We start from the raw sequence: 21,529 nt of genomic DNA, 5'->3' as shown, positions 1-21,529 counted from the left end.
GTCACTTCGCCTGTGCGATGTCCGTGTCGATCTGCTCGGCCGCCTTCTTCAGGCCGGCCCGCAGGTCGGTGACCTTGCCGCTCTCGTAGTCGTAGCCGAGCTGCTGGATCGTCGTCAGGTAGACGCCGCCGTTGATGGACGCGGGGGACGTGGTGGAGTTCGGGTTCGCCGCGATGTCCAGGAACGTCTTGAAGCGCGGGTCGTACTTCAGGTCGGGGGACTTCAGGGCGGCCAGCGTGGACGGCACGTTGTGGATGGCGTTGGAGAAGGCGACGACCGCGGCCGTGTCGGTGGTCATGTACTTCACCAGCTCCCAGGCCGCGTTCTGCTTCTTGCTGGTGGCGGCGATGCCGGCGATGGTGCCGGTGATGTAGCCCTTGCCGTACTGGTCGGCCTGGTCGTCGGCGACGGGCAGCGGGGCGACGCCGATCTCGAAGCCGGGCTTGGCCTCCAGGGCCATGCCCAGGCGCCATTCGCCGTCCAGCTGCATGGCGACCTGACCGGTCTGGAAGGGGTGCTTGGGGCCCCATTCGTCGCCGAGGCCGGAGCGGAACTTCTCCAGCTTCCGGAAGCCGCCGAGGTCGTCGACGAGCTTCTTCTGGAGCGTGAAGGCGTCGGTGACGCCCGGGTCCGTGGCGATGGTCGACCTGCCCGACCGGTCGAAGTAGGTCGGGGAGAACTGGCCCATGTAGTGCTCGGTCGTCGTCTCCCAGCCGTGGTAGTTCGGCATGAAGCCGAGCTGCTTGTACGTGTCGCCCTGGGGGATCGTCAGCTTCTTGGCGTCGGCCTCGAACTCGGACCAGGTCTTCGGCGGGGCGGTGATGCCGGCCTTCGCGAAGGCCGTCTTGTTGTAGTAGAGCCCGTAGGCGTCGCCGAGCAGCGGCACCGCGCAGCGGTTGAGGTCGTACTGGGTGTACTCGTTCATCGCCTTCGGGAAGGTGGTGTTCGGGTCGATGTCCGCCTTCTTGAAGAACGGGTTGAGGTCGACCAGGGCACCCGACGAGCAGAACTTGCCGACGTTGTTGGTGGTGAACGACGAGATCACGTCCGGCGCCTTGGTGCCGCCCGCGCGCAGCGCCTGGTTGATCTTGTCGTCGGTCATGTTGCCGACGACGTTCACATGGATGTTGGGGTGCGCCTTCTCGAAGCCGGCGACCAGCGCCTTCACGGCCTTCACCTCGTTCGGCGCGCTCCAGGCGTGCCAGAAGGTGAGGGTCGTCTCCTTCGACGCGTCGTCTTCGGGGCCGGCCGCGGACTGGCCGGTACAGGCGGTGGTGCCGATGAGGAGGGCCGTGGAGGCGGTGAGGGCGAAAGCCGCCTTTCGGACGACTTCGGGTATGCGTGTGGGCATGGCGGAGCCTTCCAGGAACAGGGCAGGGTGAAGGGGATGCGGTGAGGTGAGAGGTGGAGCGGGGTGCGGGAGGTGGCTAGCGGGAGGTGTCGAAGACCTCGTCGCGGGTGGCCGCCAGCGCGCTCTCCAGCGCGCCGCGCAGCACGGGCCGTTCGGTGACGTCGCTCATGACCAGCTTCGGCCGGGACGCGGCCAGCTCCTCCAGCTCGTCCTGGACGAGGGCGCGCAGTACGTCGCCGCCGGCGGTCAGGGAGGCGCCGCTGAGGACGACGAGTTCGGGGTCGAGCACGGAGACGAGCGAGGCGAGACCGGTCGCGAGCCGGGTCGCGTACGTCTGGAGCAGCAGGCGGTGGACGGCGGTGTCCTCGGCGGCCGCCCGTGCGACGAGGGCGGCGGCGACCTCGGCGTACGGTCCGGAGGGTATGCCGGGGACGCCGAGTTCCCGGGCCAGCCGCGGCAGGGCCTGGGAACCCGCCAGTTCCTGGTAGCCGCCGCTGTTGGCCTTGGTGACCTGACGGACCAGGGGGGCGCCGGGGACCGGCAGGAAGCCCACCTCTCCGGCGCCGCCGGTCCAGCCGCGGTGCAGCCGGCCGCCGAGGACGAGGGCGGCGCCGAGACCGCCCTCGTTCCACAGCAGCACGAAGTCCTCGTGGCCGCGGGCCGCGCCGAGACGCTGTTCGGCGACGGCGGCGAGATTGACGTCGTTCTCGTACTCCACCGGCATCGGCAGGGCCGCGGCGAGGTCGTCGAGCAGCGCCGGGGCATGCCAGCCCGGCAGGTGGGAGGCGTAGCGCAGCCGGCCGGTGGTGGGGTCGAAGGCGCCCGGGGTGGCGACGACGAGCCGCCGCACGTCGCCGCGGGTGAGGCCCGCGGCCTTCACCGCGCCGTCCAGGGCGTCGGTGACCTGCCGCACGACGGCGCCGGTGGTCTTCCGGCCGGGCGTGGGCACCTCGAAGGTGCCCACGGTGCGTCCGGTGGCGTCGGCGACGGCGGCCAGGACCCGTTCGGGGGTGACGTCGAGGCCCGCGGCGTACGCGGCGGCCGGGTTGACCTCGTACAGCTGCGCGTTGGGGCCTGGGCGGCCCTCGGTGGTGCCGGTCGCGAGGACCAGCCCCGCGGCCTCCAGGCGGGCGAGCAGCTGGGAGGCGGTGGGCTTCGACAGGCCGGTGAGCTTGCCGATGCGGGTGCGGGACAGGGGGCCGTGCGCCAGCAGGAGGTCGAGCGCGGCGCGGTCGTTCATGGCGCGCAGGACGCGCGGGGTGCCCGGCGTACCGGCGGTTGCTGCCATGGGGTCGACACCTGCCTTTCTGAACTGCCCAGTTTCTCAGTGCCGCCGGACGCAAGTCCACAACCGGTCACTGTTAGGAAAGTTTCCTATCGGCTGGCAGGAACGTAAGCCCGGCACGAAGGGGACGTCAAGGAGTGAAAGGGGAATCGGCCCCGGGGCAACAGAGTCGTTATGTCGCGGGCACGGCACCCGGGGAACGCCGAAAGGCCGCACCCGGAGCCTTCCCGGGTGCGGCCTTTCGGCGCGTCGGCTACTTCGCGGGGGTTCCCGTGCGCGGCTGCGCGATCGGGGACGCCGCCGCGACCTGCGGGGAGTCCGCGTTGGAGAACACCGAGGGCGCCGCGACGGCTGCCGTCGGATCGGCGGGGTCCTCCGGGACGGGGGCGGTCGCGCCGCCCACGATGCGGATGTCGGCCGCGTCGAAGGCCCGCTTGACGCGCCAGCGCAGCTCCCGCTCGACGGCGTGCGCCTTGCCGGGCATCGTCTTGGCGGAGACGCGCACCACCATCGAGTCGAGCAGCACGCTGTCCAGGCCCAGCACCTCGATCGGGCTCCACAGGAGCTCGTTCCAGGGCTCTTCCTTGCTCATCTTCTCGGCGACCTCGTCCAGGGTCGCCTTGACCAGGTCCAGGTTCTCGGACGCCTTCACCGTCACGTCGACCCCGGCCGTCGCCCAGCCCTGCGAGAGGTTGCCGATGCGCTTGACCTCGCCGTTGCGGACGTACCAGATCTCGCCGCTGTCACCGCGCAGCTTCGTCACCCGCAGACCCACCTCGATGACCTCGCCGGTGGCCACGCCCGCGTCGATCTGGTCACCGACGCCGTACTGGTCCTCCAGGATCATGAACACGCCGGAGAGGAAGTCCGTGACCAGGTTGCGCGCGCCGAAACCGATCGCCACGCCCGCGACACCGGCGGAGGCCAGCAGCGGGGCCAGATTGATCTCGAAGGTGCCGAGCACCATCAGGGCGGCCGTGCCGAGGATCAGGAAGCTCGCCACCGAACGCAGCACCGAGCCGATCGCCTGCGAGCGCTGACGCCGCCGCTCGTTGTTGACCAGCAGTCCGCCCAGCGCCGTGCCGTCCACCGACGAGACCGTGCGGTTCATCCGGTCGATCAGCTTGGTGATCGCCCGCTGCACCACCACTCTCAGCACCACCGCGATCACCAGGATCAGCAGCACGCGCAGACCGATCGCCAGCCAGGTCGACCAGTTCTGCTCGACCCAGCTGGCCGCGTTCGTCGCGCTCTCCTGGGCGTCCTGGAGGGACGGGACGGTCACCGCGGTCGGCGACTCCGAGGGAGTCGGTGACGGCGACGCACCGGCGGCCAGAAGGACGGCGGGCAAGGACACGGCAGGTACCTCCAGGTGCTGCTCTGCTCCCTTCGGTGCGGCGGTCAAGGGCGACACGCACGATGAGGTCACGGTCAGGTCACCGGAAGGGCAGAACCACCACACTAACGGGGCATTGTGTGTGGTCCGGTGAGTTCCGTGAAGGAGGGACCGTCCTCACCTGCGCTTGAACAGGCCATGATCCGGGGGAGAAGGAGGGTGTGGTCGAAAACACTCCCAGCCCGTTACCGGGACATGGTGGCGCGTCCACCAGGCAAGAGGGGAGACTGACCACAGATCGTCCCGGCGCGAGCCACGCGCCGCCGACGCCCAAGGAGGCATCCGTGCCGCATGTCCTGGTCCTCAACGCGTCGTACGAGCCCCTCGGCGTCGTACCGCTCCGCCGCGCGCTCGTCCTCGTCCTGGAGAACAAGGCCGTCTCCCTCGAGGAATCCGGCGCCTTCCTGCACAGCGCGACCGTCACGGTCTCCGCACCCAGCGTGGTCCGGCTCAAGCGATTCGTCCGGGTCCCCTACCGGGGGCCCGTCCCCCTGACCCGCCGGGCGCTGTTCGCCCGCGACGGGGGCCGGTGCATGTACTGCGGTGGCGTCGCAACCAGCGTCGACCACGTCGTCCCGCGCAGTCGCGGCGGCAAACACGTGTGGGACAACGTCGTGGCGTCCTGCCGTCGCTGCAACCACGTCAAGGCCGACCGGCACCTCGTCGAGATCGGCTGGCGGCTGCGTCACAAACCCGCTCCCCCCTCCGGTCTCGCCTGGCGGATCATCGGCACCGGACACCGGGACCCGCGCTGGCTGCCGTACCTCCAGCCGTTCGGCGCGGACGACGCCCTGGCCCGGATCGACGGCATCTCCGCCTGACGGTCCGGGCCTTCGCACCGGGTCACCCGGCCGGTGGACCCGGCCGCCCCGCGGGCGCCGCGCCGCGGGCCTGCGGCGCGCCCGGCGCGGGGCAGGCCCACGCGGTCGGGCCGGCGCGACCGGTGCACCCGCTGGGGCCGGTACACCCGGCGGGGCCGGTACGTCCGGCGGGATCGCGGCCCGCGGGCTCGCGCACGCCCGCCGCCGCCCCGGACCCGGGCCGCCGGACACGATCCGCGGCGGGTTCCGGCGCGCCGTGCCGAGGCGCGGCAGGTGGGCGGGTGGCAGCCTGGGACGGCGTGCGGACGTCTGTCCCCGCGTCGGCTGGGTAGGGCAGGGGTAACCGATGACATCCCCGACGAAGGAGGCCACCGTGATCGCGCCGGCCCGCTCCAAACGCCCGGCGGAACCCTCCGCCGCAGTCCCCGTCGAGTCCAGGAACACCCACCTCAGCGCCTCCGGCGCCGAAGGCACCTACGCCGAACCCCCGCTGACCAGCGAACCCCCGCTGCCCGACGCCGAGCCCCTGACCAGCGAGCCGCCGCTCGCCGTCGCGGACTCCGACTCCACGAGGCCCTAGATGAGCGCACCCCCCGGAGAGGAGCTCGCCCGGCTGGCCGCCCTGCACGGCGTCGCCACCTCCTACCAGCCCTCCCCGGACCGTACCGTCACCGCCTCGGCCGCCGCCGTCACCCGCGCGCTGGCCGCCCTCGGCGTCGACGCGGACACCCCGCAGGCCGTGCGGGCGGCCCTCACCGCCCGGGAACGGGAACTGGGCGAGCGGCTCCTGCCGCCGACGGTGGTGTGCTGGCGCGGGAGCCCCTGCGAGCCGCTCGCCGCGCTCCCCGAGGGCACCGTCCTGAGTGTGCGGACCGAGCAGGGCCCGAGCCTGGACTCCGTCGAGCGGCTCCCGCTCGGGGTGCACCGGCTGACGGCCACCGCCCCCGACGGACGCACCGGCAGCGCCCACCTCGTCGTCGCCCCGCCCCGGCTGCCCTCGCCCGCCGGACGGGCGTACGGCCTCCTCGTCCAGCTGTACTCCCTGCTCTCCCGGCGCTCCTGGGGCATGGGCGACCTCGGGGACCTGGGCGAGCTGACCGCCTGGGCGGGACGGGCCCTCGGGGCGGGGTTCGTGCAGGTCAACCCGTTGCACGCGGCCGTGCCCGGAGCCCCGACCGACCCGTCCCCCTACCGCCCGTCCTCGCGCCGCTTCCCGGACCCGGTGCACCTGCGGGTCGAGGACGTCCCCGAGTTCGCCCATGTCGACGACGACGGCCTGCGCCGGACCCTGCTCGACCGCGCCGGACGCCTGCGCGAGGCCGTCCTGGAGAAGGGCGAGCTGATCGACCGGGACGCCGTGTGGGAGCTCAAGCGGGAGGCCCTGGAACTGGTCGCCCGGGTGCCGCTCGGGCCCGGCCGGCGCGCCGCCTACTGCGACTTCCTCGCCGAGCAGGGCCAGGCCCTGGAGGACCACGCCACCTGGTGCGCGCTCGCCGAGGTGCACGGACCGCAGTGGCGGCGGTGGCCGGCGGCGCTGCGCGACCCGCGCTCCGCGGAGACCGCCCGGGCCCGCCGTGAACTGCTGGACCGCGTCGACCTGCACTCCCGTCTCGCCTGGCTCACCGACACCCAGCTCACCGCCGCCCAGCGTGCCGCGCGGGAGGCGGGCATGCCCGTCGGGATCGTGCACGACCTCGCGGTCGGTGTGCATCCGGAGGGCGCCGACGCGTGGGCGCAGCAGGAGTACTTCGCCGCCGGGATGTCGGTGGGCGCCCCGCCGGACGCCTTCAACGCCCGCGGCCAGGACTGGGGTCTGCCGCCCTGGCGCCCGGACCGGCTGGCCGCCTCCGGGTACGCCCCCTACCGGCACCTCCTGCGGGCCCTGTTCCGTTACGCGGGCGCGCTGCGCATCGACCACGTCATGGGCCTGTTCCGCCTGTGGTGGGTGCCGCAGGGCGAGCCGCCGACCGAGGGTGCCTACGTCCGCTACGACGCCGAGGCCATGCTCGCCGTCCTGGTGCTGGAGGCCTCGCGGGCCGGTTCCGTGGTCATCGGCGAGGACCTCGGCACCGTCGAGCCGGGCGTGCGTGAGGCGCTGCGCGAACGGGGCGTGCTCGGGACGTCCGTGCTGTGGTTCGAACGGGACTGGGAGGGCGACGGCCGCCCGCTGGCGCCCGACCGGTGGCGCGCCGACTGCCTGGCCACCGCGACCACGCACGACCTGCCGTCCACGGCCGCCCGGCTCACCGGCGAGCACGTCGAACTCCGGGACCGGCTCGGGCTGCTGACCCGGCCGGTGGAGGAGGAGCGCGCCGAGGCGGCCCACGACACGGCGGAGTGGCTGGGCCTGCTCGCCCGCCTCGGGCTGCTGGCCGGCACCGGCGGAGGCGGCGACCACACCTCGGAGGAGGCCGAGATCCAGGCCGTCCACCGCTTCCTGCTGCGCACCCCGGCCCGCATGATCGGCGTGTGGCTGCCCGACGGAGTCGGCGACCGGCGTCCGCAGAACCTCCCCGGCACCTGGGACCAGTACCCGAACTGGCGGCTGCCGATCGCCGACGCCACGGGACGCCCGGTGACCCTCGAGGAGCTCGCGGCCTCGCCCAGACTGCGGGCGCTGATGGACGTCCTGCGGGAGCCGGACGGCCCGCCCGCCCCGGGGACGGGCGCGCCCGACGGGGAAGCGGCCGAAGCCGGAGAGGGCTGAGGGCGGCGTTACGCGGGCGGGGCGCCGGGCGGACACGGGCGCGCCGCCGCGGCCGCTCCCGGGACGGCCGCGGCGGCACCCCGCCCCCTCGTACAGCTCCCCGTACGGCACCCCGGGCGCGCGCTGCCCGACGGCGTTCGCTAACTTGGCACCGTGGACAAGAAGAACGCCCTGCGCGCCGGCGCCCTGGCCGCCGGTACGACGCTGATGATGCTGCTCATGTCGTCCCCCGCGCTCGCGCTGACCCGCGACGACGGTGACGACCCCGGCCCGGGTCTGAGCGTCGGCGAGACGCTGGGCCTCTACGTGGTGGCCCCCCTCGCCCTGTTCGCCCTGATCGCCGGGCTGGTGTGGGTCCTGGACAAGTCGAAGGACCGGGGCGACACCACCAGCTCCAACATCGCCGTGAGGGGCGGGGCGAAGGCCACCAAGGCCTGAACCCCGGTTCCCCGCCCGAGGGCGTCGGCTCCTCTCCCGTACGACGTGCGCGTACGGGGGAGGAGCCGGCGCCCTTGACGCGTTCGCCGGGCGGACCCGCCGCCGCTCTCAGTCCTGCGCCGTCTCCGTCGTCAGCAGCAGCTCCCGCAGCAGACCCGCGAGCCGGCCGGCCCGTTCGGGGTCCAGGGCGGCGGTCAGGGCCTCGGTCTGGGCGGCGAGGCCCGCGGCGACCGCCCGGTCGACCAGCTCCAGCCCCTTGTCCGTCAGCGTCACCTGGAGACCGCGCCGGTCGTGCGGGTCGGGGGAGCGGCGCAGCAGTTCGGCCCGTTCCAGCTTGTCCAGACGGCCGGTCATACCACCGGTGGTGAGCATGAGCGTCGCCGAGAGACGCCGGGGCGAGAGGGTGTAGGGCGCGCCCGAACGGCGCAGGGTGGCGAGGACGTCGAACTCGCCCCGCCCGATCCCGAGAGCCCCGTAGGCCTTCTCCATCCGGTCGCCCATCGCGCGCGCGAGCCGGGTGATGCGGCCGAACACCTCCATGGCGCCGGTGTCGAGGTCGGGCCGTACCGTCGCCCACTGCTCGATGATCGCGTCGACGGGGTCCTTGCGCGGGGGCTGCGGGCTGCTCATGGGAGGAGTATCCCCTGGTCCGCGGGCAAGCGGGCAGGGGGCAAGCAGGCCGGGAGCAAGCGAGAGGGGTGCAAGCGGGCGGGGTGCAAGACGATCAGGTCTAAGACACTTGATGCTAAGTAGCTTAGCGCTAAGCTAAATGCATGAAGAGGCCCACGACCGTCCTGCTCACCGCGCTCGCCCCGGTCTCCTGGGGCACCACCTACGCCGTCACCACCGAGTTCCTCCCCGCCGACCGCCCGCTGTTCACCGGCATGATGCGCGCCCTGCCCGCCGGACTGCTCCTGCTCGCGCTCGGCCGGGTCCTGCCCCGCGGGATCTGGTGGGGGAAGGCGGCGGTGCTCGGCGCGCTGAACATCGGCGCCTTCTTCCCGCTCCTCTTCCTCTCCGCCTACCGGCTGCCCGGCGGCATGGCGGCGGTGGTGGGCTCCGTCGGACCGCTGTTCGTCGTCGGCCTCTCGGCGCTGCTGCTGGGGCAGCGGCCGACCGCCCGGACCGTGCTGGCCGGGGTCGTGGCGGCGTTCGGTGTCAGCCTGGTCGTGCTGAAGGCGGCCGGGGCGCTCGACACGCTCGGTGTGCTCGCGGCGCTGGCCTCCACCGCCTCGATGTCGGCGGGCACCGTCCTCACCAAGAGGTGGGGCCGCCCGGACGGAGTCGGCCCGCTCGTCCTCGCCGGCTGGCAGCTCACCGCGGGCGGCCTGCTCATCGCCCCGATCGCCTTCCTGGCCGAGGGCGCGCCGCCCGCCCTGGACGGCCGCGCGGTCGGTGGCTACCTCTACCTCGCCCTGGCGAACACGGCCGTCTCGTACTGGCTCTGGTTCCGCGGCATCGGCCGGCTCACCGCCACCCAGGTCACCTTCCTCGGCCCGCTCTCCCCGCTGACCGCGGCCGTCGTCGGCTGGGCCGCCCTCGGCCAGGCGCTGACCCCGGTCCAGCTGACGGGCATGGCGCTGGCCTTCGGCGCGACGGTCGCCGGCCAGCGCGCGGGAACGGGCAGGGGCGCGGGAACGGGCCAGCGCGCGGGAAAGGGCAAGGGCGCCCGGCCTGGTGCCGGACGCCCTCGGCGCCGTACGGACCCGGTGCACGCGCCCGCGCAACCGGTCGGCCGGTGACCCGCTCGCGCGGACCGGCCGGCCGGTGAACTCCCCGGCTACCGCGCGTCGGCCGCCTGGGCCTTCAGCGCGCGGTCCACGCCCGAGCGGGCCTCCGAGACCAGACGGCGCAGGGCCGCGTTCGGCTCGGCCGAGGCCAGCCAGGCGTCCGTCTTGTCGAGCGTCTCCCGGGAGATCTGGACCGCCGGGTACAGCCCGATCGCGATCTGCTGGGCGATCTCGTGCGAACGGGAGTCCCAGATGCTCTTGACGACCTCGAAGTAGCGGTCCGTGTAGGGCGCGAGCAGCTCCCGCTGGTCGGTCTGCACGAAGCCCGCGATGACCGCCTCCTGCACGGCGTTCGGCAGGTCGTCGGAGTCCACGACGGACGCCCAGGCCTCCGCCTTGGCCTCCGGGGTGGGCCGGGCGGCCCGCGCGGTCGCCGCGTGGCGCTCGCCCGCGGCCGTCCGGTCCCGCTCGTACTCGGCGGCGATGTCCGCCTCGTCGAACGTCCCCACGGCCACCAGCCGCTGGACGAACGCCCAGCGCAGCTCGGTGTCGACGGCCAGACCCTCGATGGTCTGCGCGCCGTCGAGCAGCGACTCCAGGAGGTCGATCTGCTCCGGCGTGCGGGCGGTGGCCGCGAAGGCGCGCGCCCAGGCCAGCTGGTGGTCGCTGCCCGCCGTGGCGGACCGCAGATGCGCCAGCGTCGCGTCCGTCCAGCGGGTCAGCAGGGCCTCGCGGGTGTTCGGGTCGGCGTACAGGTCGATGGCGAGCTTGACCTGGCGGTGCAGCGACTGCACCACACCGATGTCCGACTCCTTGCCGATGCCGGACAGCACCAGGGACAGGTAGTCACGGGTGGGCAGTTCGCCGTCCCGGGTCATGTCCCAGGCCGACGCCCAGCACAGGGCGCGCGGCAGGGACGACTCGAAGTCGCCGAGGTGCTCGGTGACGAAGGCGAGCGACTGCTCGTCGAGACGGACCTTGGCGTACGACAGGTCGTCGTCGTTGAGCAGGACGACGTCCGGACGGCGCTTGCCGACCAGCTGCGGCACGGCGGTCAGTTCGCCGTCGATGTCCAGCTCCACGCGCTCGTCGCGCAGCAGCTTGCCGCTGCCGTCGTCGAGCCCGTACAGGCCGACGGCGATGCGGTGCGGCCGCAGCGTCGGCTCGCCCTTGGCGCCGGCCGGGAGCGCGGGGGCCTCCTGGCGGATCGCGAAGGACGTGATGACACCGTGGGCGTCCGTCTCGATCTCGGGGCGGAGCACGTTGATGCCGGCGGTCTGGAGCCACTTCTGCGACCAGGTGCCGAGGTCACGGCCCGAGGTCTCCTCCAGCGCGCCGAGCAGGTCCGACAGGCGGGTGTTGCCGAACGCGTGCCGCTTGAAGTACGCCTGCACCCCCGCGAAGAACTCGTCCATGCCGACGTACGCCACCAGCTGCTTCAGGACGGAGGCGCCCTTGGCGTAGGTGATGCCGTCGAAGTTGACGAGGACGTCGTCCAGGTCGCCGATCTCGGCCATGATCGGGTGGGTCGAGGGCAGCTGGTCCTGCCGGTACGCCCAGGTCTTCATGGAGTTGGCGAACGTCGTCCACGAGTGCGGCCAGCGCGACTGCGGGTGGTACGCCTGGCAGGCGATGGAGGTGTACGTGGCGAACGACTCGTTCAGCCACAGGTCGTTCCACCACTCCATGGTGACCAGGTCGCCGAACCACATGTGGGCCAGCTCGTGCAGGATCGTCTCCGCGCGCAGCTCGTACGCGGCGTCCGTGACCTTCGACCGGAACACGTACTGGTCGCGGATGGTCACCGCGCCCGCGTTCTCCATCGCGCCCGCGTTGAACTCCGGCACGAACAGCTGGTCGTACTTCTCGAACGGGTACGCGTAGTCGAACTTCTCCTGGAACCACTCGAAGCCCTGCCGCGTGACCTCGAAGATCGCGTCGGAGTCCAGGTGCTCGGCGAGGGAGGGCCGGCAGTAGATGCCGAGGGGCACCGACTGTCCGTCCTTCTCGTACACGCTGTGCACGCTGTGGTACGGCCCGACGACGAGCGCGGTGATGTAGCTGGAGATCCGCGGGGTCGGCTCGAACGCCCAGACGTCGTCCTTGGGCTCCGGCGTCGGGGAGTTGGAGACGACGGTCCAGCCGGTCGGCGCCTTCACGGTGAACCGGAAGGTCGCCTTGAGGTCCGGCTGCTCGAACGAGGCGAAGACGCGGCGGGCGTCCGGCACCTCGAACTGCGTGTACAGGTAGGCCTGTTCGTCGACCGGGTCGACGAACCGGTGCAGTCCCTCACCCGTGTTGGTGTAGGCGCAGTCGGCCACGACCCGAAGGACGTTGCGGCCCTCCAGCAGGCCCGGCAGCGCGATCCGGGAGTCCTTGAAGAGCGCGTCCGCGTCGAGCGTGTCCCCGTTCAGCGTGACCTCGTGGACGGTGGGCGCCACCAGGTCGATGAAGGACTGCGAGCCTCCCTCCGCGACGTCGAAACGCACCGTCGTGACGGACCGGTAGGTCCCTCCCTCCTGCGCGCCGGAGAGGTCGAGATCGATCTCGTACGAGTCAACGGTGAGCAGCTTCGCCCGCTGCTGCGCCTCTTCGCGAGTCAGGTTTGTGCCAGGCACGCGGTCATCTCCTCGGATATGTGTCGGTTGCGCCATCCTTCCACGACGGCCCCACCCCGGGCGACGACCTTATGGGCAGGGCGGCGGTCCCCCGGTCGCGTGCCGGCGCCCGCCGGGGCGCCCCGGCGCGACGTCCGGAATCCGCCGGTGGGCCCGGGCGCCGCACGCGAGGCTCGACCCATGACGACCCAGGCAGACACCCCGACCCCGATCCCCACCGCCGCCGGCACCGCCGTCACCCGCACCGCGCGGCCCGTCCCGGCGGACGTCCTCGACGAGCTGCGCCGCGCCGACGACGCCGGGCGCCCGCCCGTGCCCGTGACCGACGAGGAGGGCGGCGCCCCCTTGCGTTGCTGTCTTCGGCGCAGCGAGCCCGGTGAGTCGATCGTGCTCGTGTCCTACGCCCCGCTGCGCCGCTGGGCGGCCGCGACCGGCGCCGACCCCGGCCCCTACGACGAGCAGGGGCCCGTCTTCGTCCACGCGCGGGAGTGCGCGGGCCCGGCCGGGGAAGAGCTGCCGTTCACCGGCGCCCGGCGCGTCGTGCGCCGCTACTCCGCCGCCGGGCACATCCTGGGCGGCCGGCTGGTCGAGGACCCCGGCGGCTTCGGCGCGGCCTTCGCCGAGGCGTTCGCCGACCCCGAGGTGTCCCTCGTCCACGTCCGGGCCGTCGAGTACGGCTGCTTCCTCTACGAGGTCCGCCGCGGCTGACCGCGCGGCCCGGTACGGAAACGGGCGGGGGCGGGTGCTTCTCGCACCCGCCCCCGCCCGCGTCCGGGAGAACCCCGGCGTCAGCTCTTCAGCTCGGCCGCCACCAGCTCCGCGATCTGCACCGCGTTCAGGGCCGCGCCCTTGCGGAGGTTGTCGTTGGAGACGAAGAGCGCGAGGCCGTGCTCCACGGTCTCGTCCTCGCGGATGCGGCCCACGAACGAGGGGTCCTTGCCGGCCGCCTGGAGCGGGGTCGGGATGTCGCTGAGCGCCACGCCCGGGGCGCCGCCCAGCAGCTCCGTCGCGCGCTCGGCGCTGATCGGGCGGGCGAAACGCGCGTTGACCTGGAGGGAGTGGCCGGAGAACACCGGGACCCGTACACAGGTGCCGGAGACCTTCAGCCCGGGGATCTCCAGGATCTTGCGGGACTCGTGGCGGAGCTTCTGCTCCTCGTCCGTCTCGTTCAGGCCGTCCTCGACGACGGAACCCGCGAGCGGGATCACGTTGAAGGCGATGGGGCGCTTGTAGACCTGCGGCTCGGGGAAGGTGACCGCCTCGCCGTCGTGCGTGAGCCGGTCCGCGTCGGCCACGACCTTCTGCGCCTGCCCGTGCAGCTCCGCCACGCCGGACAGGCCCGAGCCGGACACCGCCTGGTACGTCGCGACGACCAGCGCCTCCAGACCGGCCTCCGCGTGCAGCGGCTTGAGGACCGGCATCGCGGCCATCGTCGTGCAGTTCGGGTTGGCGATGATGCCCTTGGGGCGGTCCACGATCGCGTGCGGGTTCACCTCGGAGACGACCAGCGGGACCTCGGGGTCCTTGCGCCACGCCGACGAGTTGTCGATCACGACCGCGCCCTGCCCGGCGACCTTCTCGGCCAGCGCCCGGGAGGTCGCGCCGCCGGCCGAGAACAGGACGATGTCCAGTCCCGTGTAGTCGGCCGTCGCCGCGTCCTCCACCGTCACGCCGTCCAGGACCGTCCCCGCCGAACGCGCCGATGCGAACAGACGCAGCTCCGTGACGGGGAAGTCACGCTCCTTGAGAATCCTGCGCATGACCGTGCCGACCTGACCGGTGGCTCCGACGATTCCGACCCTCACGGCGACTCCTTGCACTGCTCACGGCTCTTTGCGGACTTTTCCATCATGCGGCCGACCCCGGCCCGCCTGTCCAATTCTTTGCCCACCATGCCCGAGGACTGGGACGCCCGCGGGTGTGACGTACGCCTCGCAGGGTTTTCCCGGGCCCTGACCGAACGTTTCCGCGCCCTGCCGCGTCGTAGAGGAAACGCGGTAGGGAGGGGTGCTGTGCTGCGCAGAAGGGCCCGGCGCGCCCAGGGGGACGGCGCCGGGGACGGCGACGACCCGCTGGACGCGGCGCAGGAACGCCGGGTGCGGGCGGTGCTCGCGCTGGGCGGGGTACCGCAGGCCGACCTGCCGGACGGGGTGCAGCAGGTGCGTCTGCGGCTGCTGGAGCGCGCGGCGAAGGGGTACGAGACGCCGCGTGACGTCTCGGCGTGGGCCGCCGTCGTCGCCTCCAACCTCGCCATGGACTGGCACCGCGCCAAGCGCCGCCAGGAACGGCTGGGGGAGCGGCTGGCCTCGCTGCGCCAGCACGAGCACCCCTCGGGCGAGGACACCAGCGTGCTGTCCCTCGCCGTCGCCCAGGGGCTGGACGACCTGCCCGACGCCCAGCGCCAGGTGCTCGTCCTGCGTTTCTACGCCGACCTGCCGGTGCGCTCGATCGCCCGGGAACTGGGCGTTCCGGAGGGCACGGTCAAGAGCCGCCTGCACACGGCGGTCCGGGCCCTGCGCGCCCGCCTGCACGAAGACGAGGTGGTGTGACATGACCGCCCGGCCCGGAGACGGACACGGACACGGTCCCGGACGCGGGAACGGCCCGCGCCAGGACGACCCGGAGGCGTACGGGACCCCGGACGCCCGCCACGGGGAGCACGGGCAGGAGGCCGACGGCGGACGGGAAGGGGACGACGACGGCATGGACGCGTTGATGGCGGCCGTCCTCGGTGTGCCCGCCGCCGGTCTCCCCGAGGAGGCGCGGGCCGACTCCGCCTATCTGGCCGCCCACCGGTCGGCGACCGCCGACGTGGCGCTCCTGCGCGAGCAGCTGGGCGTCCTCGCGGACGTCCTGACCGGGCCGGTGCCCGAGGGGGCGCCCGCCGGGGACACCGCCGTCGCGCCCACCGCGCTGCGGCGCACGCGCCCACCGCGCCGGATCCGTCCCCTCGCCCTGCGTCTGGCCGGCGCGGCCGCCGCGGGCGCGCTGCTGCTCGGGGGCGGCTGGGCGGTCGTCCGGGCCGGCGGGTTCGCGGGTGTGCAGGCCGACAAGAGCGCGGACAGCGCGGCGGCCGACGAGAAGGCCCAGTCCTCGGCGGGCGCCGGCGCGAGCATGCTCGGCGATCCCGGCTACCTGGCCTGCGCCCGGCTGGTCGTCGAGGGGGACGTCACCGCTGTCGACCGGGTGCCCGGCACCGGCCGGGAGCGGATCACCCTGCGCGTCACGCACGCCTGGCGGCCGGCGAGCGGCGGGCCCGAGGTCGGCTTCGTGATGGAGGAGGACATGGACCCGCTGCTCGCCGAGGGCGACCACGTCCTGGTCGCGATCGGGAAGGGGTCCGTCACCCCCGACGTCTGGGTGGTCGGCGAGGCCGACATCGCCCCGGAACGGGAGGCGCTCACCCGGGCGCTGCCCGAGGCGGCGGCCGCCCGCTGCGCGTAGGCGCGCGGACGGGCAGCGCGGGCCGCGCGGCCGGGACGAAGGAGCGGGGCGGGCGCCCGGTGGACGCCCGCCCCTGCCGGCCTGCCGGCCGGTTCATCCTGTGCCGGTTACGGCGTGACCTTCTCGATCGCCACGTTGCCGGTGCCCGCGACGGTGCCCCGCGCGTTCACCAGCTGGACCTGGCCGAAGAAGGCCCGGCCCGCAGGTGCGGCGGCCGCGGCGGTGACGGTCGCGGAGACCGGTGCCGAGGCGCCCGTGGCCAGCTTGACCGGGGTCGAGGCGTCGACGGCGACGGTGCCGAGCGAGGACGAGAAGAACACGTCCAGGTAGTCGTACGCCGTCGTGCCGGCCGGGACCGAGTAGCCCGCGACCTCGATGGTGTACGTGCCGGCGGCGGGCGACGGGATGGAGACCCCCTCCTCCGAGTCGCCGTCGGCCTGCTGGGCGACCTGGTTGCCGGCCGCGTCGAAGACCGTCAGGTCCAGGTCGGCGGAGGCGTCGGAGACGTTGCCGATGGAGACGTCGAGCGACTTGGCGCCGGCCGGGACCTCGACCGTGGTGGTCCGGGTCGTGCCGTTCGCGATGGTCGGACGCTCCGACTTGGACGAGCCGAGCGGACCGCCGACCAGCTTGCCGTCGATGGCGGCGAAGTTGTTCGTGACCTTCCACGAGACGGGGGCCGGGGTGCCGACCTTCGCCTCGGGCACGGTCACGGTCGCCGGGTCGAAGGCCGCGCCGTAGACGGTGGCGTCCAGCGTGTACGGGTTGTCGAGCAGCGGCGAGGTGCGGCGCGACTCGACCTCGATCTCCCAGACCCCGGGCTGCGGGTTCGGGTACGAACGGGCGTCGGGCTTGCAGCCGTTGCCGTCGAGGTAGTTGTTGTAGCAGTAGATCGTGGAGCTGTCCTCGACCGCGACGCCGTACGGGTGGATCGAGATGAAGCGGGTCTGGCTCTTGTCCTTCAGCCCGCCGATCGCGACCTCGAACGCCTTGGCGCCCTCGGGCACGGTCAGGAAGTAGGACCGCGAGCTGTTGCGCTGCACGGTGTCCGAGGCGTGGAAGGCGTACTTCACCGGCGTCGAGACGACGACCGTGTTCAGGATCTGCTTGTCGACGCCCTCGGTCTTCGGGTCGTCGACCTCGAGGATCGCGGAGGCGATGCCCGCGGCCTTCGGCTTGGCCTGGATCTTGACGGTCACCGGCTTGTTCAGCGGCAGGTAGACGTCGTCCGAGCTGACGATCTTGAAGGCGTGGGCCGCGTTGTTCTCGAGGCGCAGCTTGTGCCGGACCGGCTTGTCGGCGCCGGACGTACGGGTGACGGTGACGTCGTACGTCTTCTTCTGGCCGGCCTTCAGGCCGCCCTCACGGTCGTAGATGCCGGTGCCGAAGCCCGGCGTCTTCAGGGCGAAGTCGAGCGCGGTGTCGACCGGCGCCTTGACCGTGTAGTCGTGGGCGGTGGCGCCCTTCCTGATGGACTTCCAGGCGTCCACGACGTCGATGGCGCCCGCGCCCTCCTCGTACGCCTGCACACCCTTGATGTGGTGGGCGGTCGAGGTCAGTGCCGTGCGCAGGACGGCCGGGGTGAGCGCGACCTTGGCCTGCTTGGCGGCCGAGATCAGCAGCGCCGAGGCGCCCGCGGCCTGCGGGGAGGCCATCGAGGTGCCCTGGAGCATCGAGTAGCCGGCCGGCAGGGTGTAGCCGGACTCGGCGACCGGGGCGCCCGGCAGCCAGGTCTGGGTGGTGTTGATCGCGGCGCCGGGGGCGACCAGCGTCGGCGTGAAGCCGCCGTCCTCACGCGGGCCGCGCGAGGAGAAGGGCAGCAGCGCGTACTTCTTCTCCACCTGGGAGCCGTAGTTGGCGGCCCAGGTCTCCCTGGAGATGGCCGCGCCGACCGAGATCACCTTGTCGGCCAGACCGGGGTCGCCGATGGTGTTGGCGCCGGGGCCCTCGTTGCCGGCCGAGATGACCAGCTGGACGCCGTAGGTGTCGATGAGGCGCGTGTACAGCTCGGCGCGCGCGTTGTTGCCGTCGTTCAGGCCCGGCAGACCGCCGATCGACATGTTGACGATGTCGACGCCGCGGTTGGCGACCAGGTCGATCATGCCCTCGGTGAGGGCGACGTTGGTGCAGCCCGGGCCGAAGACGCAGGCACGGGAGGAGACGATCTTCGCGCCGGGCGCGGCGCCGTTCATCTTGCCGCCGAACAGGCCGTTGGCGGCGGTGATGCCGGCGACGTGCGTGCCGTGCTCGCTGGCGATGAGGCCGATGTTGGCGAAGTCGGCCTTCTTGCCGACCCAGTCGCCGCCGTACGGGTCCATCGGCACGTCCTTGCGGATCTGCACGACGAAGGGCTGCCGCTCGGCGACGTCGGTCGCCGGGTTGTCGGTGCCGAAGTACCCGATCTGGTAGCCGTCCTTGTACGGCTTCATCGCGGTGTCGTCGGTGAAGTCGCCGTTGTTGTTCACGTCGACGGTGACCGTGCCGGCGGCCGCGTCGTACAGGACGCCCCACACGTCGGTGGTGTCGCCGTCGCGGTTGACGTCACCCTTGGCGTCACCGCCCGCGGTGGCGGACTCGCGGAAGACGTTGACCTGGTACGAGCCGGGCTTCGACGTCCAGGTCCGGCCGCCGAAGGTGAAGCTGGGCCCGGACACGGAGGTGGTCATCGGGCGCCAGGAAGCGTCGCTGTCCAGGATCGGGTCGGTGGCCGTCACCCAGTCGACGATCTTGCGCTCGCCGGTGGTGGTCTTCTGGAGCGCGGGGTGCGACAGGTCCACGCCGGAGTCGAGGACGCCGATGGTGACACCGCGGCCGTCCGCCTTCGGGTTCTTCTTCACGAAGTCGACGGCGCCCGTCTCGAAGGACGGGTTGTACGGGTTCTGGGCGGGGGTGTTCTTGCCCGGCGCGGCGTAGGTCTTGGTCTTCCCGGCGGACCGGGCGCCCTTCGCGGTGTCCGCGCTCGGCGTCGGGTCGTCGAGGACGATGTCCTGGCGCAGGTCGATGGCGTGCACCGAGGAGAGCTTCGCCGCGGCGGCGATCGCCGCGTCGGCCTTGCCGGTCGGGACGGTGGCGCGGACGTAGCCGACCTTGTCGTAGGACTGGCCCACGGAGCCGCCCTTGACCGCGTCCAGCTCCTCGGCGACCTGCTCGGTCTGTCCGGGGGCGGTCGCGACCATCAGCGTGACGTTCTTGTCGCCGGCGGCCTTGGCCTCGGCGAGGAGGTCGGCGTCGTCGGAGCCGAGCTTGTCGTGGGCGGACTTCGCGCCCGGGTCGGCCGCGGCCGGTCCCGCCTCGGCGGAGAAGGCCATGGGTATCGGGCCGGCCGCGGACAGGGCGGCCACCAGGCCGGCGGCCACGGCTATGCGGGCCACGCGTCTTGCGCCCGATATCGGTTCACGCTGGGGGGTGAGGGTCATCGGCATCCCTTGTAGGTAAAGGAACGAGCGGGCCGCGATCAGGCCGTTCCTTCCTGATCGCGGTCGTCCGGGATGCGATCCCGGATGACCGCAAAGCTTTACCTAAGGGACAGCTGTTTGGGGAGAGTTGACCGAATCGAGATGCATGTATGGGGAAAACCCTCTACGAGCCCCCTGTGCGTCGGCTGTCCGCCTGTTGTGCGGATTTACGTCAGGCGTCCTTGGCGCGGGCGTAGTGCCGGGAGGCCTTCGCGCGGTTGCCGCAGACCGCCATGGAGCACCAGCGGCGGGTGCCGTTGCGCGAGGTGTCGAAGAAGTGCAGCACGCAGGTCTCCTGTGCGCAGCCGCGGATCCGGTCGGGGGCGGTGGAGAGCAGCTCCAGGTAGTTCCGGGCGGCCAGCCAGCCCGGACCCCAGGCGTCGTCGCGGAACTCGGCCCGCTCGCCCGGCCCTTCGGCGGTGAGGGTGGGCCTGATCCGGCCCTGTTCCAGCACGGCGTCGACGCCCGTGGTGTCCATGGGGCCGTCCACCGCCGCCCGGAGCGCGTCACGGGCCCGCAGGGTGTGCCGCAGGGTCGTGGCGTCGGCCGTGAACCGCTCGTCCAGTGCGTGGGCGGCGAGCCACACGGCGAGTCCGTCGGTGTCGAGCAGCAGGTCCCGCACGGAGCCCTCCTGCGTCCACCGGGTGTTGAGCAGGTCGAGCGCGAGGGGCTCCCCGGTGAGGGGGCGGGGGTCCGGGGCGGTGGGGGACATCGGGACTCCTTCCGTTCTAACCGTCAAAGAGTACGTGACCGGTTGACGTCACCACCTCTAACCCTTAAATTAGATGAGAGGGGTTATATCCGCAGCGTGTCCGGAGGCACGGAAAGGACGGGCATGGGCGTCTATCACGCAGGCTCACGGGCGGTGCAGGACCGGGTCGGGGTCCGCGACCTCGCCGATCACGTCGGCCGGGCGATCGGGGACGGCGTCGGACCGGTCGTGGCGGCCTTCCTCGGACTCCAGCCGCTGCTGGTGGTCGGCGCCGCCGACCCGGTGGACGGCAGGGTGTGGGCGACGGCGTTCACGGGCACCCCCGGATTCGTCCGCGCCACCGGCCCCCACCGGATCTCGGTCGCCGTGGACGGACCGCGGCCGGCCGACCCGTTCGCGGCGGCGCAGGCCACCCCGGGCACCCCGGTGGGCACGATCGCCCTCGACCCGCGCACCCGCCGCCGCGTCCGCCTGAACGGCCTTCTGCGGCCCACCCCGCACGGATTCGCCGTCGAGACCGACCGGGTGTTCGCCAACTGCCCCAAGTACCTGCACCGCAGGACCGCCTACGAGACGGTCGACCGCGTGCCGGGACCGCCGCGCCGGGGCGCCGGACTCACCCCGGACCAGGCGGACTTCGTCACCGCGTCCGACACCTTCTTCCTGGCCACCGTCCACCCCGGCGGCGCCGGTCACCCCGCGCGGGCCGAGGCGAGCCACCGCGGCGGCGCCCCCGGTTTCGTGCGGGTCGCCTCACCGGACACGCTCTCCTGGCGCGACCACCCGGGCAACTCCATGTTCCTCAGCCTGGGCAACCTCGAGGCCGATCCCCGCGCCGGCCTGCTGTTCCTGGACTGGACGACGGGCCGCACCCTCCAGCTCACCGGCGAGGCCCGCGCCCGGTTCGCCCCCGACGGGGAACGCGCGGTGGTGTTCACCGTCACCGAGGCGGTCGACACCCCGCACGCGCTCCCGCTGCGCTGGTCCGCGCCCGGATACTCGCCTGCGGACCCGGAACCGAGCCGCTAACGTCGCGTCATGCGCCAGAAGTCGAGAGTGGCGGCCTACGCCGTGTGCGTCCGTGACGGACAGCTCCTGCTCGCCCGGTCACCGGCTCCCGACGGCACCCCGGAGTGGGTGCTGCCCGGCGGCGGCATGGAGCACGGCGAGGATCCCCTCGACACCGTGGTGCGCGAACTGGACGAGGAGACCGGCTACCGCGTCGAGGTGACCGGTCTGCTCGGCATCGACTCCTCCCGCCACGTCTTTCCCCGTGCGGGACTGCGCGGCCCCGTGGACCATCACGGGATCCGCATCGTCTACGAGGGCCGGATCACCGGGGGCGAGCTGCGCTTCGAGGTCGGCGGTTCCACCGACCTGGCCGCCTGGCACGACCTCGACGCGGTGCCCGCGCTCACCCGGGTCCGGCTGGTGGACACCGCGCTGGCGATGTGGCGTGAACGGCCCGCCGACGGACGGGTGTCCGTGCCCGCGCCGGTCGCCCCCGCGCCACCGCCGTCACCCCCCTCACCCGCGTCGGGGACGGCCGGGCCGGCGTGAGGAGGGGCCGCC

18 protein-coding genes are annotated in these 21,529 nt (G+C 72.9%); 10 read left to right on the top strand and 8 right to left on the bottom strand.

The annotated features are described in order from the left end of the window. Position 1: 1 nt before the first annotated feature. The 3 genes from Saso_RS13030 to Saso_RS13020 form a co-directional block, all read right to left on the bottom strand. A complete protein-coding gene (locus Saso_RS13030; RefSeq protein ID WP_189917810.1) occupies positions 2-1,351 on the bottom strand; it encodes an ABC transporter substrate-binding protein in 1,350 nt (449 codons plus the stop codon). A 76-nt stretch (positions 1,352-1,427) separates the two neighbouring features. After that, complete coding sequence (locus tag Saso_RS13025; protein WP_189917808.1) at positions 1,428-2,639, bottom strand: ROK family transcriptional regulator; 1,212 nt, start codon at positions 2,637-2,639, stop codon at positions 1,428-1,430. A 250-nt stretch (positions 2,640-2,889) separates the two neighbouring features. After that, positions 2,890-3,993, bottom strand: coding sequence for a mechanosensitive ion channel family protein (locus Saso_RS13020; protein WP_189917806.1), 1,104 nt, complete (start codon positions 3,991-3,993; stop codon positions 2,890-2,892). Between the two features lie 323 nt (positions 3,994-4,316). Between Saso_RS13020 and Saso_RS13015 the strand changes: the two genes are divergently transcribed. The 4 genes from Saso_RS13015 (at position 4,317) to Saso_RS13000 (ending at position 7,998) form a co-directional block, all read left to right on the top strand. Beyond that, positions 4,317-4,853: an HNH endonuclease gene (locus tag Saso_RS13015; RefSeq protein WP_189917804.1), complete on the top strand. Its 537-nt coding sequence runs from the start codon at positions 4,317-4,319 to the stop codon at positions 4,851-4,853. Positions 4,854-5,199: 346 nt separating this feature from the next. Then, on the top strand, positions 5,200-5,433 hold the full coding sequence (locus Saso_RS13010; protein ID WP_189917802.1) for a hypothetical protein: 234 nt from the start codon (positions 5,200-5,202) through the stop codon (positions 5,431-5,433). Further along, the gene (malQ, locus tag Saso_RS13005) at positions 5,434-7,560 is read left to right on the top strand and encodes a 4-alpha-glucanotransferase (RefSeq protein ID WP_189917800.1); all 2,127 of its coding nucleotides are present in this window, start codon (positions 5,434-5,436) and stop codon (positions 7,558-7,560) included. Positions 7,561-7,713: 153 nt separating this feature from the next. After that, positions 7,714-7,998 (top strand): hypothetical protein, encoded by a 285-nt coding sequence (locus Saso_RS13000; protein ID WP_189917799.1) that lies wholly within the window; start codon positions 7,714-7,716, stop codon positions 7,996-7,998. A gap of 108 nt (positions 7,999-8,106) precedes the next feature. Here Saso_RS13000 and Saso_RS12995 read toward each other — a convergent pair whose 3' ends face one another. Then, entirely contained in the window at positions 8,107-8,628 is a 522-nt protein-coding gene (locus Saso_RS12995; protein ID WP_189917797.1) for a MarR family winged helix-turn-helix transcriptional regulator, read from the bottom strand. 143 nt (positions 8,629-8,771) lie between these two features. Between Saso_RS12995 and Saso_RS12990 the strand changes: the two genes are divergently transcribed. Next, the gene (locus Saso_RS12990; protein WP_189917795.1) at positions 8,772-9,740 is read left to right on the top strand and encodes an EamA family transporter; all 969 of its coding nucleotides are present in this window, start codon (positions 8,772-8,774) and stop codon (positions 9,738-9,740) included. A 38-nt stretch (positions 9,741-9,778) separates the two neighbouring features. Here the strand turns inward: Saso_RS12990 and pepN are convergent, their stop codons facing one another. Continuing rightward, entirely contained in the window at positions 9,779-12,346 is a 2,568-nt protein-coding gene (pepN, locus tag Saso_RS12985) for an aminopeptidase N (RefSeq protein ID WP_189917793.1), read from the bottom strand. A 180-nt stretch (positions 12,347-12,526) separates the two neighbouring features. On the opposite strand from pepN, the gene Saso_RS12980 reads away from it, so the two are divergent. Further along, positions 12,527-13,054 (top strand): DUF1203 domain-containing protein, encoded by a 528-nt coding sequence (locus Saso_RS12980; protein ID WP_189917791.1) that lies wholly within the window; start codon positions 12,527-12,529, stop codon positions 13,052-13,054. A gap of 80 nt (positions 13,055-13,134) precedes the next feature. Here Saso_RS12980 and Saso_RS12975 read toward each other — a convergent pair whose 3' ends face one another. Further along, the gene (locus tag Saso_RS12975; RefSeq protein ID WP_189917789.1) at positions 13,135-14,151 is read right to left on the bottom strand and encodes an aspartate-semialdehyde dehydrogenase; all 1,017 of its coding nucleotides are present in this window, start codon (positions 14,149-14,151) and stop codon (positions 13,135-13,137) included. Between the two features lie 207 nt (positions 14,152-14,358). Here Saso_RS12975 and Saso_RS12970 point away from each other — a divergent pair, with 207 nt between their 5' ends. Further along, entirely contained in the window at positions 14,359-14,895 is a 537-nt protein-coding gene (locus Saso_RS12970) for a sigma-70 family RNA polymerase sigma factor (protein ID WP_189917786.1), read from the top strand. 1 nt (position 14,896) lies between these two features. Then, complete coding sequence (locus Saso_RS12965; protein WP_203833528.1) at positions 14,897-15,790, top strand: hypothetical protein; 894 nt, start codon at positions 14,897-14,899, stop codon at positions 15,788-15,790. Between the two features lie 107 nt (positions 15,791-15,897). Here the strand turns inward: Saso_RS12965 and Saso_RS12960 are convergent, their stop codons facing one another. Both Saso_RS12960 and Saso_RS12955 read right to left on the bottom strand, forming a co-directional pair. Continuing rightward, entirely contained in the window at positions 15,898-19,206 is a 3,309-nt protein-coding gene (locus Saso_RS12960; RefSeq protein WP_189917784.1) for a S8 family serine peptidase, read from the bottom strand. 211 nt (positions 19,207-19,417) lie between these two features. Further along, positions 19,418-19,957 carry a CGNR zinc finger domain-containing protein gene (locus tag Saso_RS12955; RefSeq protein WP_189917781.1) on the bottom strand — a complete coding sequence of 180 codons (540 nt, stop codon included), beginning with the start codon at positions 19,955-19,957 and terminating at the stop codon, positions 19,418-19,420. A gap of 123 nt (positions 19,958-20,080) precedes the next feature. Here Saso_RS12955 and Saso_RS12950 point away from each other — a divergent pair, with 123 nt between their 5' ends. Both Saso_RS12950 and Saso_RS12945 read left to right on the top strand, forming a co-directional pair. Next, on the top strand, positions 20,081-20,986 hold the full coding sequence (locus Saso_RS12950) for a pyridoxamine 5'-phosphate oxidase family protein (RefSeq protein ID WP_189917780.1): 906 nt from the start codon (positions 20,081-20,083) through the stop codon (positions 20,984-20,986). 9 nt (positions 20,987-20,995) lie between these two features. After that, the gene (locus tag Saso_RS12945; protein ID WP_189917778.1) at positions 20,996-21,517 is read left to right on the top strand and encodes an NUDIX hydrolase; all 522 of its coding nucleotides are present in this window, start codon (positions 20,996-20,998) and stop codon (positions 21,515-21,517) included. The last annotated feature ends 12 nt before the right edge of the window (positions 21,518-21,529 follow it).

This window comes from Streptomyces asoensis, from assembly GCF_016860545.1.
Taxonomy (GTDB): domain Bacteria; phylum Actinomycetota; class Actinomycetes; order Streptomycetales; family Streptomycetaceae; genus Streptomyces; species Streptomyces asoensis.
Note: the sequence above shows the minus strand (reverse complement) of the source record. Positions and strands in the feature narration are given on the sequence as shown.